Source organism: Streptomyces sp. SID5464 (genome assembly GCF_009862985.1).
Lineage (GTDB): Bacteria > Actinomycetota > Actinomycetes > Streptomycetales > Streptomycetaceae > Streptomyces > Streptomyces chartreusis_D.
Genome location: NZ_WWIQ01000059.1, coordinates 86,950 through 103,159 on the forward strand (window position 1 = coordinate 86,950; position 16,210 = coordinate 103,159).

General features: G+C 74.2%; 15 protein-coding genes and 1 pseudogene. 9 read left to right on the forward strand and 7 right to left on the reverse strand.

The genetic code is table 11. The features are described from left to right. Positions 1-307 (forward strand): annotated as a pseudogene (locus tag GTY47_RS28945) (TerC family protein); the annotation flags it as partial. Positions 308-337: 30 nt separating this feature from the next. On the opposite strand, the gene GTY47_RS28950 reads toward GTY47_RS28945, so the two are convergent. The 4 genes from GTY47_RS28950 to GTY47_RS28965 form a co-directional block, all read right to left on the reverse strand. Further along, positions 338-1,528: a CaiB/BaiF CoA-transferase family protein gene (locus GTY47_RS28950; protein WP_010043720.1), complete on the reverse strand. Its 1,191-nt coding sequence runs from the start codon at positions 1,526-1,528 to the stop codon at positions 338-340. 105 nt (positions 1,529-1,633) lie between these two features. Then, positions 1,634-2,959, reverse strand: a complete 1,326-nt coding sequence (locus GTY47_RS41935) for a helix-turn-helix domain-containing protein (RefSeq protein ID WP_010043721.1) — start codon at positions 2,957-2,959, stop codon at positions 1,634-1,636. A 177-nt stretch (positions 2,960-3,136) separates the two neighbouring features. Beyond that, complete coding sequence (locus GTY47_RS28960; protein ID WP_010043722.1) at positions 3,137-4,111, reverse strand: alpha/beta hydrolase; 975 nt, start codon at positions 4,109-4,111, stop codon at positions 3,137-3,139. After that, positions 4,108-5,409: an MFS transporter gene (locus GTY47_RS28965; RefSeq protein ID WP_050810284.1), complete on the reverse strand. Its 1,302-nt coding sequence runs from the start codon at positions 5,407-5,409 to the stop codon at positions 4,108-4,110. The genes GTY47_RS28960 and GTY47_RS28965 overlap by 4 nt, the downstream gene beginning before the upstream one ends. A 56-nt stretch (positions 5,410-5,465) precedes the next feature. Between GTY47_RS28965 and GTY47_RS28970 the strand changes: the two genes are divergently transcribed. Further along, entirely contained in the window at positions 5,466-6,452 is a 987-nt protein-coding gene (locus GTY47_RS28970; protein WP_010043724.1) for a metalloregulator ArsR/SmtB family transcription factor, read from the forward strand. Positions 6,453-6,455: 3 nt separating this feature from the next. Here GTY47_RS28970 and GTY47_RS28975 read toward each other — a convergent pair whose 3' ends face one another. Continuing rightward, positions 6,456-6,686 carry a hypothetical protein gene (locus tag GTY47_RS28975; protein WP_010043727.1) on the reverse strand — a complete coding sequence of 77 codons (231 nt, stop codon included), beginning with the start codon at positions 6,684-6,686 and terminating at the stop codon, positions 6,456-6,458. 117 nt (positions 6,687-6,803) lie between these two features. On the opposite strand from GTY47_RS28975, the gene GTY47_RS28980 reads away from it, so the two are divergent. After that, a complete protein-coding gene (locus tag GTY47_RS28980) occupies positions 6,804-7,709 on the forward strand; it encodes a LysR family transcriptional regulator (RefSeq protein WP_040903663.1) in 906 nt (301 codons plus the stop codon). 68 nt (positions 7,710-7,777) lie between these two features. Here GTY47_RS28980 and GTY47_RS28985 read toward each other — a convergent pair whose 3' ends face one another. Next, positions 7,778-8,356 carry a TetR/AcrR family transcriptional regulator gene (locus GTY47_RS28985; protein WP_010043732.1) on the reverse strand — a complete coding sequence of 193 codons (579 nt, stop codon included), beginning with the start codon at positions 8,354-8,356 and terminating at the stop codon, positions 7,778-7,780. Between the two features lie 239 nt (positions 8,357-8,595). Between GTY47_RS28985 and GTY47_RS28990 the strand changes: the two genes are divergently transcribed. Genes GTY47_RS28990 through GTY47_RS29005 form a run of 4 tightly spaced genes read left to right on the forward strand, consistent with a single transcriptional unit; the run spans position 8,596 to position 13,367 of the window. Beyond that, positions 8,596-9,138 (forward strand): 2Fe-2S iron-sulfur cluster-binding protein, encoded by a 543-nt coding sequence (locus GTY47_RS28990; protein ID WP_010043734.1) that lies wholly within the window; start codon positions 8,596-8,598, stop codon positions 9,136-9,138. Next, positions 9,135-10,127, forward strand: a complete 993-nt coding sequence (locus GTY47_RS28995) for a xanthine dehydrogenase family protein subunit M (RefSeq protein WP_010043736.1) — start codon at positions 9,135-9,137, stop codon at positions 10,125-10,127. The genes GTY47_RS28990 and GTY47_RS28995 overlap by 4 nt, the downstream gene beginning before the upstream one ends. Next, on the forward strand, positions 10,124-12,238 hold the full coding sequence (locus tag GTY47_RS29000; protein ID WP_010043737.1) for a xanthine dehydrogenase family protein molybdopterin-binding subunit: 2,115 nt from the start codon (positions 10,124-10,126) through the stop codon (positions 12,236-12,238). Before GTY47_RS28995 ends, GTY47_RS29000 begins: the two co-directional genes overlap by 4 nt. After that, complete coding sequence (locus tag GTY47_RS29005; protein ID WP_010043740.1) at positions 12,231-13,367, forward strand: XdhC/CoxI family protein; 1,137 nt, start codon at positions 12,231-12,233, stop codon at positions 13,365-13,367. The genes GTY47_RS29000 and GTY47_RS29005 overlap by 8 nt, the downstream gene beginning before the upstream one ends. Before the next feature lie 82 nt (positions 13,368-13,449). Here the strand turns inward: GTY47_RS29005 and GTY47_RS29010 are convergent, their stop codons facing one another. Continuing rightward, positions 13,450-14,013 carry an NAD(P)H-dependent oxidoreductase gene (locus tag GTY47_RS29010; RefSeq protein WP_010043741.1) on the reverse strand — a complete coding sequence of 188 codons (564 nt, stop codon included), beginning with the start codon at positions 14,011-14,013 and terminating at the stop codon, positions 13,450-13,452. Between the two features lie 130 nt (positions 14,014-14,143). Here GTY47_RS29010 and GTY47_RS29015 point away from each other — a divergent pair, with 130 nt between their 5' ends. After that, a complete protein-coding gene (locus GTY47_RS29015) occupies positions 14,144-14,830 on the forward strand; it encodes a TetR/AcrR family transcriptional regulator (RefSeq protein WP_010043742.1) in 687 nt (228 codons plus the stop codon). 93 nt (positions 14,831-14,923) lie between these two features. Continuing rightward, entirely contained in the window at positions 14,924-15,961 is a 1,038-nt protein-coding gene (locus tag GTY47_RS29020) for a LacI family DNA-binding transcriptional regulator (RefSeq protein WP_040903617.1), read from the forward strand. Positions 15,962-16,210 lie beyond the last annotated feature (249 nt).

Genomic DNA, 16,210 nt, shown 5'->3' on the forward strand with positions numbered 1-16,210 from the left:
GTTCACCGCGAACGCGTTCGCCCTGATGGGTCTGCGGCAGCTGTACTTCCTCATCGGCGGCCTGCTGAAGAAGCTGGTCCACCTCTCCTACGGACTGTCGATCATCCTCGGCTTCATCGGCGTCAAGCTGGTGCTGCACGCCCTGCACGAGTCGGGCGTGCACGTCCCCGAGATCAGCATCCCCTTCTCGCTCGGCTTCATCGTGCTGGTGCTGGCCGCCACGACGGTCACCAGCCTGCGCGCCTCGAAGAAGCGGGAGGCCGAGGAGGCCGAGGAGGACAAGCGGCGCGCCGCCGGGTCCCGGTAGGTTCTCCCGCCGGGGCGTCGGACGGTCGCGTCAGACGACGCCGTCCGCGCGCAGGGCCGACACCTCCTCGTCGCTGCGGCCCAGCTCGGCGAGGATCGCCCCGGTGTGCTCGCCGACCGCCGGTACGGGGTCCATCCGGGCGGGCAGGCCCGCGAGGTCGGCCGGCGGGAGCAGGGCCTGAACCGTGCCGCCCGGCACCCCGACCTCGGTCCAGCGGCCGCGGGCGGCCAGCACCGGGTGGTCCAGGAACGCGGCGACGTCGTTGACCCCGGCACAGGCGATGCCGATGGCCTCCAGGTCCTTGAGGATCTCGTCGGAACCGGTGCGGGCGAAGCGGGCGGCGACGATCGCGTTGAGCTCGTCGCGGTGGGCGACCCGGTCGGAGGCGGTGGCGAACCGCGGGTCGCCGACCAGCTCCGGCCGGCCGAGGAACTCGGCGCACAGGGCCGCCCACTCCCGTTCGTTCTGGATGGAGAACAGCACCTCCTTGCCGTCGGCGGCCTCGTACGTCCCGTACGGCGCGATGGTGGCGTGCTGGGTGCCGAGGCGCGGGGGCTGGGTGCCGCCGTGCCGGGTGTAGTACGCGGGCTGGCCCATCCACTCCGCCAGCGCCTCGAACAGGGACACCTCCACCGGGTGGGCCTCGCCGGTGACGGCGCGGGTGTACAGGGCGGTGAGGATGCCGCTGTAGGCGTACATCCCGGCGGCGATGTCGGCGACGGAGATTCCGGTCCGGGCGGTCCCCTCGGGGGTTCCCGTCAGGGACACCAGCCCGGTCTGGCACTGCACGAGCAGGTCGTACGCCTTGCGGTCGGCCCAGGGGCCGGTCGTGCCCCAGCCGGATATCGTGCACGGGATCAGACCGGGGCGGCGGCCGGTGACGGTGGCGGTGTCCAGACCGAGCCGGCCGGCGGCGCCCGGGGCGAGGTTCTGGACGAACACGTCGGCCCCGTCGAGGAGTTCGTTCAGGATCTCGCGGCCCCGTGGGTCCTTGAGGTCCAGGGTGAGGGACTCCTTGGAGCGGTTGAGCCACACGAAATAGCTGGAGTGGCCGTGCACGGTCGTGTCGTACCGGCGGGCGAAGTCGCCGCCGCCCGGCCGCTCCACCTTGATGACACGGGCGCCGAGGTCGGCGAGCTGCCGGGTGGCGTAGGGCGCGGCCACGGCCTGCTCCAGGCTGACCACCGTGACCCCGGCCAGGGGATACCGCTGCACGCTCATGCCTCATGCTCCTGAACCTCGTACCGTACGGCGCCCGGACAGTCTCTCCCAGCCGGACGGCGGCGGCACGGCCCCGCGTCCGCGATCCGATCCGAACGACAGGTCCTACGGCCGGGCAAGGTGCCGCATCGCCAGCGCCAGTTGCAGCCGGAGGCGGCCCTGCGGGGTGCGCACCGGCCAGCCGAGCAGGTGCTCGGCGTGGGCCAGCCGGTCCTGCAGCGTCGAGTGGTGGACGTTGATCTCGGAGGCGGCCGCCCGCAAGCTCGCCGTGGACGCGACCGCGTGCAGAGTCGCCGACAGCCAGGGCGTGGTCGCCGCGGCCGTCTCCAGGGCACGGACGTCGGGCGGCGGTTCGGCGCCTGGTACGACGAGATCGGCGAGGAGGGCGATGCCGCCCAGTTCCTCGGCGTACACGACTCGCGGCCCGGGGTCCTGCGGGGTGCCCTCGGCGGTGAACCGCAGGGCGGTACGGGCCTCGGTCCACGACCGGGGGAGTTCGAGCACGGGCACGGCAGGTCCGACGCCGAGCCGTCCGACTGCGTCGGCCTGCGTCCCGGCGGGTACGACCCGTGGCCGCTCGTTCAGCGGGGCCAGGGCCCGGGCCGGAACCGAGGTGTCCAGACCGAGACGGCGGGCGGCATGCAGCCGGGCCGCTTCCGGGGCCGTGCCGTCGAGCAGGGTCTCGACCAGCGCGGGATCGTCGGCCGGGGCCCGCCCGCGGGTACGGTCGAGAACGAGCCGCAGGACACCGGCGGCCCGCTCGAGAATCACCGCGTCGACCACGCTGGGGGCGACCCGGGAGGGCCCGGCGCCGCCGACACGGGACGCCACCGCCCCGGCACGGCCGGTGCCGACCGCTTGAGACGCCGCCCCGCGGTCCGCCTTCGAGGCGCCGGACGCCGACCCCGTACGGTCGGTGTCGCCCACGCCGGCTGCCGCCCCGGCGCGGTCCGTTGCCAGGCCACCGGACGCCGGCCCCGTGCGGCCGGTGTCGCCCCCGCGGGGCGCCACCCCGGGTCGGTCCCCGTCCACGGCGTAGGACGCCGCCCCGCCACGGCCGGTGTCGGTGCGGTCCGCTGTCAGGGTGCGAGGCGCCGACCCGCCGAGGTCCGCGTCCACAACGCCGGACGCCACCCCGGCCCGCTCCAGCCAGAGGGTCGCCGTGCCGTCCGGCGACAGCCGCGCGGAGGGCCAGCGGGGGTCCGGTGGCTCATCCGTGTCTCGGCGGACGCCGTCCGGCTCCACACGTACGTGCACGCGGCGTTCGGGGTCCACCAGCCGGGCCGGGCAGCCGGACAGTACGGCGGCAGCGCGTACGAGTGCCTCGACACCGGCCCTGGACTCGGCCAGACGGTCGAAGTAGGCGATGACCCGGACCGCCGCACCGGCATCCGGATCGAGCGCGGTCAGGCGCCCGGCCAGCTCTTTCATAGGCCCATGGTGCGGCATGCGGCCGCCGAGCGGGCCCCCGCGTGCGGGTGGCTGCCCGAGGCTCCGTCGTGGCCGGCGCCGGTGGAAGACCCTCCGGGGACGGTCAGCAGGGCCCGGGCAGGAGCAGGAGGTGAGCCGGGGCGGGTCCCGTACGCGGCCGGCCGGACCCTCGGCCCGTCACGCGCCCAGCAGTCTCCGCAGCCAGTCCACGTGCGCCGCCCGGGCCGACCGGGAGAGCGCCGCCTGGGGTGCGAAGCCGTCGAAACCGTGGAAACCGCCGGGCCAGACGTGCAGCTCGGCCACCCCGCCGGCCTGCCAGATGCGTGACGCGTAGGCGACGACCTCGTCCCGGAAGGTCTCCGCGGAGCCGACGTCGAGGAACGCCGGGGGCAGCCCGGTCAGGTCCTCGGCACGGGCCGGTGCCGCGTACGCCGGTACGTCGGGGCCGCCGCGCCGCGAGCCCAGCAGCGCCGTCCAGCCGGTCTCGTTGGCGGTGCGGTCCCACACCCCGAGGCCCGCCATCTGGTACGTCGACGGCGTGTCGTTGCGGTCGTCGAGCATCGGGCACATCAGGACCTGCCCGACCGGCTGCGGCCCCTTGCGGTCCCGCGTGAGCAGGGCCAGGGCCGCGCACAGCCCACCGCCCGCGCTGCCGCCCGCGATGACGATCCGCTCGGGGTCGGCACCGAGCTCGGCGGCGTGGTCCGCCGTCCACAGCAGACCGGCGTACACGTCCTCGATCTGCGCGGGATACGGATGCTCCGGCGCCAGCCGGTACTCCACCGACACCACCACCGCGTCCAGCGCCTGCGCCCACGCCAGCGGGACGTCCACGCCGACCCGGTTGTTCCCGATGACCAGGCCGCCGCCGTGCACGTGGCAGATGACGGGCCGTGCCAGGGCGGTCGCCGGAACGGTCGGCCGGCAGATCAGCAGCGAGATGTCGGGCTCGCCCTGCGGCCCGGGCACCTGCCGGTCCTCCACCTCGAACGTCCCGCCCATCGTCAGGTCCAGATCGGCCAGCAGCTGGATGCCCGGGCCCTGGCGCACCTCGGCGATCTCGTCCAGGGTGAGACCCGGGCTGATCATGTCCTTGATCAGCTCCAGGGCTGCGGCGAGTTCCGGGTCGAACGGGGGCGGAACGTGTGTCATGACGTCTCCTCACGCGAGGTCGCGGCGGCTCGTGCGGCCATGGTCGGTCCCGCCGCGCCGGACCCGGGCGCCGCCGTCCGGCGGAACCTCGCCGCCGTCCGGCGGGTGGCGCCCCGGTGGCGGGCGAGGGCCACGGCCGTGAGCGCCGCGACCAGCGCGCACACCCCGGGCCACCCGAAGCGGCCGTACGCTCGCGTGCCCAGCCACGAGCCGACGGCGCCACCAAGATACGCGCAGGTCATGTAGGCGGTGGTGAGCCGGCTGCGCACCTCGGCGCGCAGCGCCTGGATCCGCACCGTGTTGGCGACCATCCCGGACTGCATGCCGACGTCGAGCAGCAGCGTGCCCACGACCAGGGCCGTCATCCCCGCCACGCCGCCGAGACCGCCCAGCGCCAGCACCGCGGCCGAGGCGCCCACCACCAGGAAGCACACCCGGTTGACCGCGTCCGGCCCCCGCCGGTCGACCTGGCGGCCCGCGACCGGCGTGCACACCATGGTGACTGCGTTGACCAGGGCGAGCAGTCCCACGGCCCCCGCACCCATGCCGTATGCCGGGCCGGTGAGCAGCAGGGCCACACCGGTCCACACCGCGGAGAAACCGGCGAACACCAGGGCCTGGTACAGGCAGGAGCGGCGCAGACCGGGTTCGGTGCGCAGCAGCCGCAGCGGCTCGGCCAGGAGCGCGACACAGCCCTGGGAGGAGGGCGGGGACGTTCGCGGAAGCAGGCGCGCCGACAGCGCGGCCACCGCCAGGGACAGCACGGCGGCCAGGACGTACGGTGCCCGCCAGCCGAGCAGGTCGCCGAGCGCGCCGCCGACGGTGCGCGACAGCAGCATGCCCGCGAGGGAGCCGCTCAGCAGGGTGCCGCCGGTCACGCCGCGCCGCTCCTCTGATACCAGACCGGCCGCCAGCGGCCCGGCGAGCGGGGCCGCCACCGTCGTCACCCCCACCAGGGCACTGGCGACGACCAGCGGCACCAGCCCCGGCGCGGCACTCGCCGCGAACAGCCCGAGGCCGGTGAGCGTGAGGAGGGTGACCAGCAGCGGGCGGTACGGGAGGCGGTCACCGAGCGGGACGAGAAGACAGATCCCGGCCGCGTAGCCGAACTGCGTCGCGGTGACGACGCCGGCGGCCGCGTCGGGCGAGACGTGCAGCCCGGACGCGATCAGCGGGCTGAGGGCCTGCGGGAAGTAGACATTGCCCACGGCCGCGCCGCAGACGAGCGCCAGGGCCAGGATCACCCGGGGACTCGCGCCGGGGTGCGCGGTAGGCTGCCGTTGATCGTGATCCGTCATGGGCCGAAGTCCACGCCATGGCAGGGCGGTTGCCAAAGGATGTAGCGGGGGCCTTAATGATCAGCTTCCGGCTCGACGCCGAGGACCTCGCCGACACCCGCTTCGCGATCTCGCCCCTGCGTGAGGTGATGGGCAGCCTGCGCGCCCTGCGTGCCCCCGCCCTCTATCCCCTGCACGTCCGGTGGCGCGCCGCCGTGCTCCGGAAGCTCGACCCGGCCGACGCGCGGCTGCTCGCGGCCCTGGTGGGGGACACCCTGGCCCTGCCCGACTTCCTGACCCCCAGACCGGCGTCCTTCGCGCCCACCCTCGACGAGCAGCTGACCGTCGTACGCGCCACCCCCGCGCCGACCGTCCGCCGTGACCTGCTCGCGGCCCACGCGCCGAGGCCCCTGCCGCCTGCCCTGCGGGCGGTCACCTCTCCCGGTGACGCTCCCGTCGCGGAGCTGGTGGAGGAGCTGTGCGAACTCCTGCGGTGCTACTGGGAGTCGGCGCTGCTGCCGTACTGGCCACGGATGCGGCTCGTGCTGGAGGCCGACATCACGCACCGGGCACGGCAGCTGGCCACCGGCGGTGCCCGGCTGCTCTTCGCCGACCTGCACCGCAACCTGCGCTGGGACGACGGTGTCCTGCACGTCGACCGGATGCGCGGCCGCCACCACGTGGACGGCTCCGGACGCGGCCTGCGCCTGGTGCCGTCCCTGTTCGCGCACCAGCCGGCGCCCCCGGTCAGCGCCGCGGAACCGCCGATGCTCGCCTACCCCGGCCGGGGCGCCGCCACCCTGTGGGAACCGGAGCCCGAGCCCGGCGCCCCCGCCCTGGCGGCCCTGCTCGGCGCGCCCCGCAGCACGCTGCTGCGGCTGCTGGCCGAGCCCCTGCCGACGGTGGAGCTGGCCCGGCGCCTCGGTGTGACCCCGAGCGCCGTGTCCCAGCATCTGCGCGTCCTGCACGGGACGGGCCTGGTCACCCGCACCCGCGACGGCCGCCGCGTCCTCTACCGGCGCAGCCCGCTGGGGGAGCAGCTGGCACAGCACGGCAGGGCCTGAGCCTCAGCGGTTCGCCGTGCCCGACTGAGCCGGAGCCGACCCCGACGGGGGCCTGCTGCGCGAGACGACGCGCAGGCCGCAGCCGTCGACGACCCGGACCTGGAGCGAGCCGCATCCGCAGCGCGTCCATTCCGTGCGGCCCGTCGCGGTGGCGTGCCGGGACAGCACCTGGAACGGCTCGCCGCCGTCCGGCCAGCCGCAGTGCGGGCAGACGGTGCCGGTGGTGCAGGTCATGTCTCTGACTCCTCGTACGTCATGGCTGGTTGACCGTCGTGACACAGCCAGGGTGCGCCGGAGCCTCCGTACACGTCCAGGTTGACTTTGTGGAGTGCATTGTGAAGCGTGGACTTCATGATTGACCTGCGCCGACTGCATGTCCTGAGGGCGGTCGCCCACTACGGCACGGTCACCGCGGCCGCCCGAGCCCTGCACTTCACCCCGTCCGCCGCCTCCCAGCAGATCCGGCAGCTCGCCCGTGACCTGGGTGTCGACCTGCTGGAGCCGCAGGGGCGCGGGGTCCGGCTGACTCCGGCCGCCGAGAGCCTGCTCGCGCACGCCGACGCCATCCAGGCCCGCTGGGACCAGGCGGAACTCGATCTGCGGGCGGATCACGGGGCGCCGTCCGGGGTGCTGCGGGTGACGGGCTTCCCCGTGGCCGTCTCGGTGCTGCTGGCGCCGATGGCGGCCCGGCTGGGGGAGCGGCACCCGCGGCTGTCCGTGCGGATCACCGAGGCGGGCGTCCCGGAGAGCTTCGACCTCCTCTTCGAGGGTGACATCGACCTGGCGATCGTCGAGTCGACCCCGCACAACCCCCCGCTGAGCGACACGCGGTTCGACCAGCAGCCGTTGCTCGACGACCCGTTCGACCTGGTCGTCCCCGACGGGCACCGGCTGGCCGGACGGGCCCGGGTCGATCTCGCCGAGGCGGCACACGAGGCGTGGATCGCACCGGTGGAGGAGAGCGCCTGCCGCCCGCACGTCCTGTCCGCCTGCGGGGCGGCCGGTTTCACCCCCGACGTCGTCCATCACGCCCTCGACTGGAACGTCGCCGCCCACCTCGTCGCCCACCGGCTCGGCGTCGCCCTCGTCCCGCGCCTCGCCCATCTGACGCCGCACCTGCCGATCACCCGGGTCCGCTGCGAAGGCAACCCCCACCGCAAGCTCCTGACCTGCACCCGCGGCGGCGGCCACGCCCGCCCGGCGGTGGCGACGGCCCTGCGGGAACTACGAGAACTGGCTGCCACGGCCGTCGCCTGAAACGCTGGGCGGCTCAGGGGCGCGGGGAACCGCGCGAACAGCCCCCACGCACCCGCGGACGGCAATGGTCAGGCACCGGGCGCCCCCACTCGCAGCGCGTCCATGACGAGGTCCAGCAGGCGGTTGGCGCGTGGTTGCCAGTCCGTGTGGGGGGCGATCGTCCAGAGACCGCCGACGGCGAGGAAGAGGTCGTCCGCGGTGACTCCGGGGCGGATGGTGCCGGCCTTCTCATTGGCGCGCAGGAGGAGTTCGGCCGCCTCGGTCAGCGGCGTGGGGGCCGGCTTCGCCGGCTTTCCCGGCGCGCCGGTGGCCTGCCGGAGGGCGTCGGCCAGACCGGCCTTCGTCATGGCGAACTGCGCGCAGCGGTCCAGCCACTCGCGCAGCGCCCGGTCCGGCTCCCGGCTCTCCAGCAGCGGCGCCGCCGTGTCGGCGACCTGCTGCATCTCGTGCCGGTAGATCTCCATGACGAGCGCCTCACGGCTCGGGAAGTGTCGGTAGAAGGTCCCCTGCCCGACCCCCGCCTTCTTGGCGATCGCGCTCAGTGGGGCGTCCGCCGCACGCGTCAGTTCGACCAGCGCGACCTCCAGGATGCGCTCGCGGTTGCGTTGCGCGTCCGAGCGCAGAGGAGCGTCCTTCTTCTGCGGCACTCGCCCTCCTCGCGGTCCTTGGCCGAAACCCGGCCCTTGTTAAGCGGACAGTTGTCCGTTACGTTTCCGGGTAACGGACAACTGTCCGCTTGCTCCATCGTATCGGCGGGACGTCCGCGCGGACAGCCCGCGACGGCCGCGCCGCAGCAGACCCGCCCCGCATCCTGCACCGTTGCGAACCAGCCCCGCCACCCACGACCCCTGCCGCCTGACCGTGCGACGTGAGAAAGAAGGCTTCCATGCCCCCATCGACGTCCAGCGACCTCACCCTGTCCGTCAACGGCGAGAAGTACACGCTGACCGTCGACCACCGCACCACCCTCCTGGACGCCCTGCGCGAGCGCCTGGACCTGACCGGCACGAAGAAGGGCTGTGACCAGGGGCAGTGCGGCGCCTGTACGGTCCTGGTCGACGGCCGCCGGGCCGTGTCCTGCCTCCAGCTCGCGGTGGCGGCCGAGGGGCGTGAGATCACCACCATCGAGGGCGTGGCCGACGGTGATCAACTGCACCCGGTGCAGCAGGCCTTCCTCGACCTCGACGGTTTCCAGTGCGGTTACTGCACGCCGGGGCAGATCTGCTCGGCCATCGCCCTGATCGAGGAACACGCGGCGGGCTGGCCCAGCGCCGCCACCGACGACATACGGCCCGAGGCGGGACCGCCACCCCTGACGCCGGAGGAGATCCGGGAGCGGATGAGCGGCAACCTGTGCCGCTGCGGCGCGTACGTGTCGATCGTCCAGGCCGTGGCCCGGGCCGCCGAGGCCAAGGGAGCGGCGGCATGAGGGAGTTCGGCTACCAGCGCGCCTACGACGTCTCCGGCGCCGTGGCGCTGCTCGACGGCGACGGGGAAGCCCGTTTCCTGGGCGGCGGCACCAACCTCGTCGACCTGATGAAGACCGGCGTCGAGCGGCCCGCCCGGCTCGTCGACGTCCGCGAACTGCCCCTGAACCGCATCGAGCCGACCGGTGACGGCGGCCTGCGCATCGGTGCGACCGTCACCAACAGTGACCTCGCCGCGCACCCCGAAGTCCGGTCGCACTACCCGGCCTTGGCGCAGGCGGTGCTGGCCGGCGCCTCCGGGCAGCTGCGCAACATGGCCACCGTCGGCGGCAACCTGCTCCAGCGCACGCGCTGCGGCTACTTCGCCGACGTCACCTCGGCCTGCAACAAACGCGACCCCGGCAGCGGCTGCCCCGCCCTCACCGGCGAGCACCACAACCACGCCATCCTCGGAGCCTCCGGCCACTGCGTGGCCACGCACCCCTCCGACATGGGCGTGGCGCTCGCCGCCTTCGACGCCGTCGTGTCCTACGAAACGGCGGACGGGCCGGGGGAGTTGCCGCTCGCCGACTTCTACCTGCCCGTGGGCGAGACCCCGCACCTGGAGACGGCCCTGCCGCCGGGTGCGCTGATCACCGCCGTCACGCTGCCGCCCACCCCGGTCGCCGCCCACTCCCGCTACCGCAAGGTGCGTGAGCGCGCCTCGTACGCCTTCGCCATCGGCTCCATCGCCGCCGCCCTCGACGTCCGGGACGGCCTCGTACAGGACGTCCGCCTGGCCTTCGGGGCGGTCGCGTCCCGCCCCTGGCGGGCCCGCACGGCCGAACGCGCCCTGATCGGGGCCCCGGCCGACGCGGAGAACTTCGCGGCCGCCGCGGACACCGAACTGGCCCACGCCGAACCGCTGCCCCACAACGGATACAAGGTGACCCTGATGCGCAACCTCGTCGTGGCCGTGCTCGGCGAACTCGCCGAGGAGGCCGCCCGATGACCACCGCGACCAAGGGCTCCGTCGGCACGGCGCACACCCGCGTCGAAGGCCGCGACAAGGTCACCGGAGCCGCCCGCTACGCCGCCGAGATCCCCTTCGCCGAACTCGCCCACGGCTGGCTGGTCCTGTCCACCGTCGCCCGTGGCCGCATCCGCGCCCTGGACACCGAGGCGGTACTGCGGATGCCCGGCGTGCTCACCGTGCTCCACCACCACAACGCCCCACGCGTCGACAACGACTACGTCGGCCTGCTGGGCGTGCCGCCGGACCCGAGCGTCGCCCTCTTCCAGAACGACCGGGTCGTCCACATGGGCTGGCCGGTGGCGCTGGTCGTCGCCGAGACGTCCGAGCAGGCCAGGGAGGCCGCCGAGGCCCTCGTCGTGACGTACGACCAGGAGCCGCACGACGTCGCGTTCTCCGCCGAGCGGCAGGCCGAGGCGTATCCGGTCGACGGCCATGCGCCGGGCGTCATGGAGAAGGGCGACCTGGAGGCCCGACTCGCCTCCTCCGCCGTCGTGGTGGACGCGCAGTACACCACTCCGGAGGAGCACCACAACCCGATGGAGCCGCACGCCGCCACGGCCCTGTGGGAGGGCGGCCGGCTGGAGGTCGTCGACTCCAACCAGGGCACCAGCTGGGTCGCCGGCGAGCTCGCGAACCTGTTCTCCCTCGACCCCGCTTCCGTACGGGTGCGCTCCGAGCACGTCGGAGGCGGCTTCGGCAGCAAGGGCGTCCGTGCGCACCAGGTGGCCGCCGTGTTGGCCGCGACCGTCCTGCAGCGCCCGGTCAGGGTCGTCATGACCCGCCGGCAGATGTTCTCACTCGCCGGCTACCGCAGCCCCACGGCCCAGCGGGTCAGGCTCGGCGCCGACGCGGACGGGCGGCTGCGTGCCCTGGAGCACCAGTCCCTGAACATGACCTCGTCCGTGCACGAGTTCGTGGAGCCGAGCGCCGCCGCGAGCCGGGCGATGTACGACGCGGACGCGCATCACACGGCCAGCCGGATCGTGCGGCTCGACGTGCCGACCCCGACCTGGATGCGCGCCCCCGGGGAGGCCCCCGGCTCCTTCGCGCTGGAGTCGGCGCTCGACGAACTCGCCGAGCGCTGCGGCATCGACCCGATCGAGCTGCGCCTGCGCAACGAGCCCGCGGTGGGCCCGGTGTCCGGGCTGCCGTTCAGCAGCCGCAACCTGATCGCCTGCTTCCGGGAAGGCGCCCGCAGGTTCGGCTGGGCCGACCGGGACCCGCGGCCCGGAGTGCGCCGCGACGGCCGCTGGCTGCTCGGCACCGGCACCGCCGCCGCCTCCTTCCCCGCCGGAGCCATGCCCTCCACGGCGGCCGTCACCGCGGAGGCGGACGGCACCTTCACGGTCGGGATCAACGCCGCGGACATCGGCACCGGCGCCCGCACCGCGCTCACGCTGGTCGCCGCCGACGCGCTGGGAGTGCCGACGGATCGCGTCCGCGTGCGCATCGGGGACAGCGACCTCGGTCCGGCGATGATCGCGGGCGGCTCGACGGGCACCCGCTCCTGGGCATGGGCCGTCACGGCCGCCGCCGAGGAGCTGCGGCAGAGCCTCGCGCCGGGCGCCGACATTCCGCCGGAGGGCATCACCGTACGGTCGAACACGGCCGAGGCCATCGGCGCCCTGGCCCAGAAGGAACGACACTCCTTCGGGGCGCAGTTCGCCGAGGTCGCCGTCGACCCGGCCACCGGTGAGGTCCGGGTGCGCCGCATGCTGGGCATCTTCGCGGCCGGCCGGATCGTCAACCCGCTCACCGCCCGCAACCAGCTCGTCGGCGGCATGATCTGGGGCATCTCGATGGCCCTGCACGAGGAAGCCGTCCGGGACCGGGCCACGGGCGGCGTCTACGGCGCCGACCTCGCGGGCTACCACGTCGCCGCGCACGCCGACATCCCGCACGTCGAGGCCGACTGGGTCGACGATCCCGACCCGGACGACCCGGTCGGCATCAAGGGCATCGGCGAGATCGGCATCGTGGGTGCCGCGGCGGCGGTCGCCAACGCCGTGTGGCACGCGACCGGCGTCCGCCACCGGCACCTGCCCATCCGCCCCGACCGTGTCCTGATGGCCGACGGCGATGCTTGACCTCGCCGGGCACCTGCACGCATGGGCCGAGGAGGGCCGGGACTTCGCCGTCGCCACCGTCGTGGCGGTCGGCGGCAGCGCCCCGCGCCCTCCCGGCGCCGCCCTGGCCGTCTCCGCCGACGGCACGGCCATCGGCTCGGTCTCCGGAGGGTGCGTCGAGGGAGCCGTGTACGACCTGTGCCTCCAAGCCCTCCAGGACAGGCAGACCCGCATCGAGCGGTTCGGCTACAGCGACGAGGACGCCTTCGCGGTCGGACTGACCTGCGGCGGAACGATCGACATCATGGTCACCCCGTACGACTCCGGCCGGACGGCCGAGGCCACCGCGCTGTCGGCCGCCGCCGACGGCGAGCCGGTCGCTCTGGCCCGAGTGGTGCACGGCCCGGCCGACCTCCTCGGCCGGGCGGTGCTCGTCCGCCCCGACCGCACCCACGAAGGCGGCCTCGGCGGCCACCCCGACCTGGACCGCACGGCGATCGCCCAGGCCCGCGCCCTGCTGGACGCCGGCCGCACCGGCACGGTCGAGGTCTCGGAGGACGGCTCGCACTGCCCGGGCGGTGTCACCCTGCTCGTCGAGTCGGCCGTCCCGCCGCCGCGCATGATCGTCTTCGGCGCGATCGACTTCGCCGCCGCCCTCGTACGCGCGGGCAAGTTCCTCGGCTACCACGTCACCGTCTGCGACGCCCGCCCCGTCTTCGCCACCCGGGTCCGCTTCCCCGACGCCGACGAGATCGTCGTCGACTGGCCCCACCGCTACCTGGCGGGCACGGACACGGATGCCCGGACCGTACTGTGCGTGCTCACCCACGACGCCAAGTTCGACGTCCCCCTGCTGACCGAAGCCCTGCGGCTGCCCGTCGCCTACGTCGGCGCCATGGGCTCCCGCCGTACCCATGAGGACCGCAACCGGCGGCTTCGGGAAGCGGGCGTGAGCGAGCGCGAGCTGGCCCGGCTCAGGTCACCCATCGGCCTCGACCTGGGCGCCCGCACGCCCGAGGAGACCGCCTTGTCGATCGCGGCCGAGATCGTCGCCGCGAGACACGGCGGCACGGGCCGACCGCTCACCGGTGCGGACACCCCGATCCACCGGGACGAGCGGGCGGCCGGGCCGTTGCCGCAACCGGTCTGAGCGGCGACCTCGCCGACGACATGCCGGAGGGGCCGCGGCCGGCGACGGCCTCGGCCCCTCTGTGGCACCGCACGCGAGCGGGTCAGGCAGCGGCCGGCTCCGCGGCGTGGCCGTGCAGACGGGCGATGACCTCGGTCAGCTGCGCGGCGACCTCGGCGTCGTCGGCCGGGTGCGTCTCCGCGAAGCGGGTCACCGAGCCGGGGATGGACAGCTTGACGTCCTCCAGCACCTTGCCGCCGGCCACGCCCACGGACTTGCGGGTCTCGTCGTGCGCCCAGACGCCGCCGTACTGGCCGAACGCGGTGCCGACCACGGCGACCGGCTTGCCGCTGAGGGCACCGGCGCCGTAGGGGCGGGACAGCCAGTCGATGGCGTTCTTCAGGACGGCCGGGATGGTGCCGTTGTACTCGGGCGTGAACAGGATCAGGCCGTCGGCGGCGTTCGCGGCCTCGCGCAGCTTCGCGGCGGCGGCCGGAACGGTGCCCTCGACGTCGATGTCCTCGTTGTAGAAGGGGATCTCGGCCAGCCCCTCGAACAGCTCCACCTCCGCACCCTCGGGGGCGAGCTTGACGGCGGCCTCGGCGAGCTGGCGGTTGTGCGAACCGGCGCGAAGGCTGCCGACGAGGGCGAGGATACGAACAGACATGGTGACTCCCACGTAGTGAAGGACGGCTCCGAAACACTGCCGTTACGATCCGGACCGGGGTCCGTTTAATGTTCTAGCATCCTAACCGGACCGCGGTCCAGTTGTGTTCCCGATGCTTTACGCTGGCTTCATGTCCACCGTCCCGCCGCCCTTCCCGACGCCCCAGGAGTCCGTCGGCCATCCGGAGTCCGTCGGCCATCCGGAGCTGCTCCAGCTGGGCACCGTCCTGGAGCCCGGCGAGCCGTGCCTGCGGGCCGACGCCGCGCGCAACCGGGCCCGGCTGCTGGAGGCCGCCGCGCGGCTGGTGGCGGAGCGCGGCGCGGACGCCGTCACGATGGAGGCGGTGGCCGCCGAGGCCTGCGTGGGCAAGGGCACGGTCTTCCGCCGGTTCGGCGACCGCACCGGTCTGCTGACGGCGCTGCTCGACCACTCCGAGAAGAAGTTCCAGGCCGCGTTCCTGGCCGGGCCGCCGCCGCTCGGACCCGGAGCGCCGCCCGTGGAGCGGCTGCGCGCCTTCGGCCGCGCGATGCTGCGCCGCTCGACCGACGAACTGGAGCTGCAGCTGGCGGCCGAGCCGGGCGCCAGCCGGCGCTTCACCTCCCCGCCCCGCCGGGTGCTGCGCCACCACGTGGTCATGCTGCTGCGGCAGGCCGTCCCGGAAGCGGACTGCGAGCTGCTCTCCCACACCCTGATGGGCCAGCTCGACCCCGCCCTGATCCACCACTTGACCCGACAGTGCGGGATATCCCTGGAGCGCCTGGAGGACGCCTGGGTCGACCTCGTCGACCGGGTGACGGGCACGGCCACGGGCGGCTGAGCCCGCGTCCGGGGCTCCGTGACCGCTCACGGCTTCCTCACAACTCCCCCGCCCGACAGGCGCATTGGGGCTTCTGCCAAGATGCCGTACGTCATGGTGCAGATACCCAGAACGCCCGCGCCCCCGTCCCCCGCGCCGTCGCGCTCCGTGCCCACGAGCGCCGATGTGGCCCGCCTGGCCGGCGTCTCGCGCGCGACCGTCTCCTACGTCCTCAACAACACCAGCGCCGTACGGATCAGCGAGCCCACTCGCCGCCGGGTCCACGAGGCCGCGAAGGAACTCGGGTACGTCCCGCACGCGGCGGCCCGCAGCCTGCGCGCCGGGCACAGCCGTATGGTCCTGATCCCCGCGCCGACCTTCCCCGTCGGCCCGCTCTACCACCGGTTCCTCACCGACCTCCAGGGCGCGCTCGGCAGCCTGGACTACACGGTCGTGCAGTACGGCACCGGCGGCCCGCACGGCGACGAAGCCGCCCGCGCCTGGGCCGAGTTGCGGCCCGTGGCCGTGCTCGTGCCAGGGTCCGGGCTCGGCCCGCGCGGGGTGGCGGTGCTCAAGCGATCGGGGGCGCGGGCCGTGGTCACCCTCGGCCCCGAGACCATCGAGGGCGCGCACGCACTGCTCATGGACCACGACGTGGTCGGCCACAGCGCGGGCTCCCACCTCTACGACCGGGGCAGGCGCCGCATCGGCGTCGTCGTCCCGCAGGAACCGGGCCTCGAGGCGTTCTCCGCGCCCCGGCTCGACGGTGTGCGCCAGTCCCTGCGGGGCACCGACGCCACCGTGGCCGAACTGCCCCTGCCGTACGACGAGGAGGCCGCCGCGCACCTCGCCGCCCGCTGGCGGAGCCTGGGCCTCGACGCCGTGTTCACCTACAACGACGAGTACGCGATGCTGCTCATGCGGGCCCTGGAGGACGAGGGCGTCCGCATCCCCGAGGAGACGGCCGTGATCGGCGCCGACGATCTGATGCTCGGCCGGCTGCTGCGCCCGCGGCTCAGCACGGTCCGCCTGGAACTGCCCTCCGGCCGTGAACTCGCCGAACTGGTCGACCGCGCCGTGCGCAAGCCCGGCACCGAGCCCGAGACGCACAAGGTGCTGGGCGCCACGGTGCTGCACCGCGAGTCGAGCTGACCGGACCGGAGCACGGCTGCGCGGCGGCCGGTCGGGATCGCACGGCCGCCGCTGAGGGCGGTCGGCAGGATCGCCGCCCCGCGACATGACTAGGATGTTGCACGCTCAACCAAATGAGGACGCGTACGGACGCCGCCGCGGCACACACGGCTGCGGCCCGCTCGGCGCGTCCCGTCATGTGACCGCCGAACCGGCCGCGCACTCACGGGAGTTCCGCTCGCCCCGTCAGCCGGTGACCGATCGATCGGA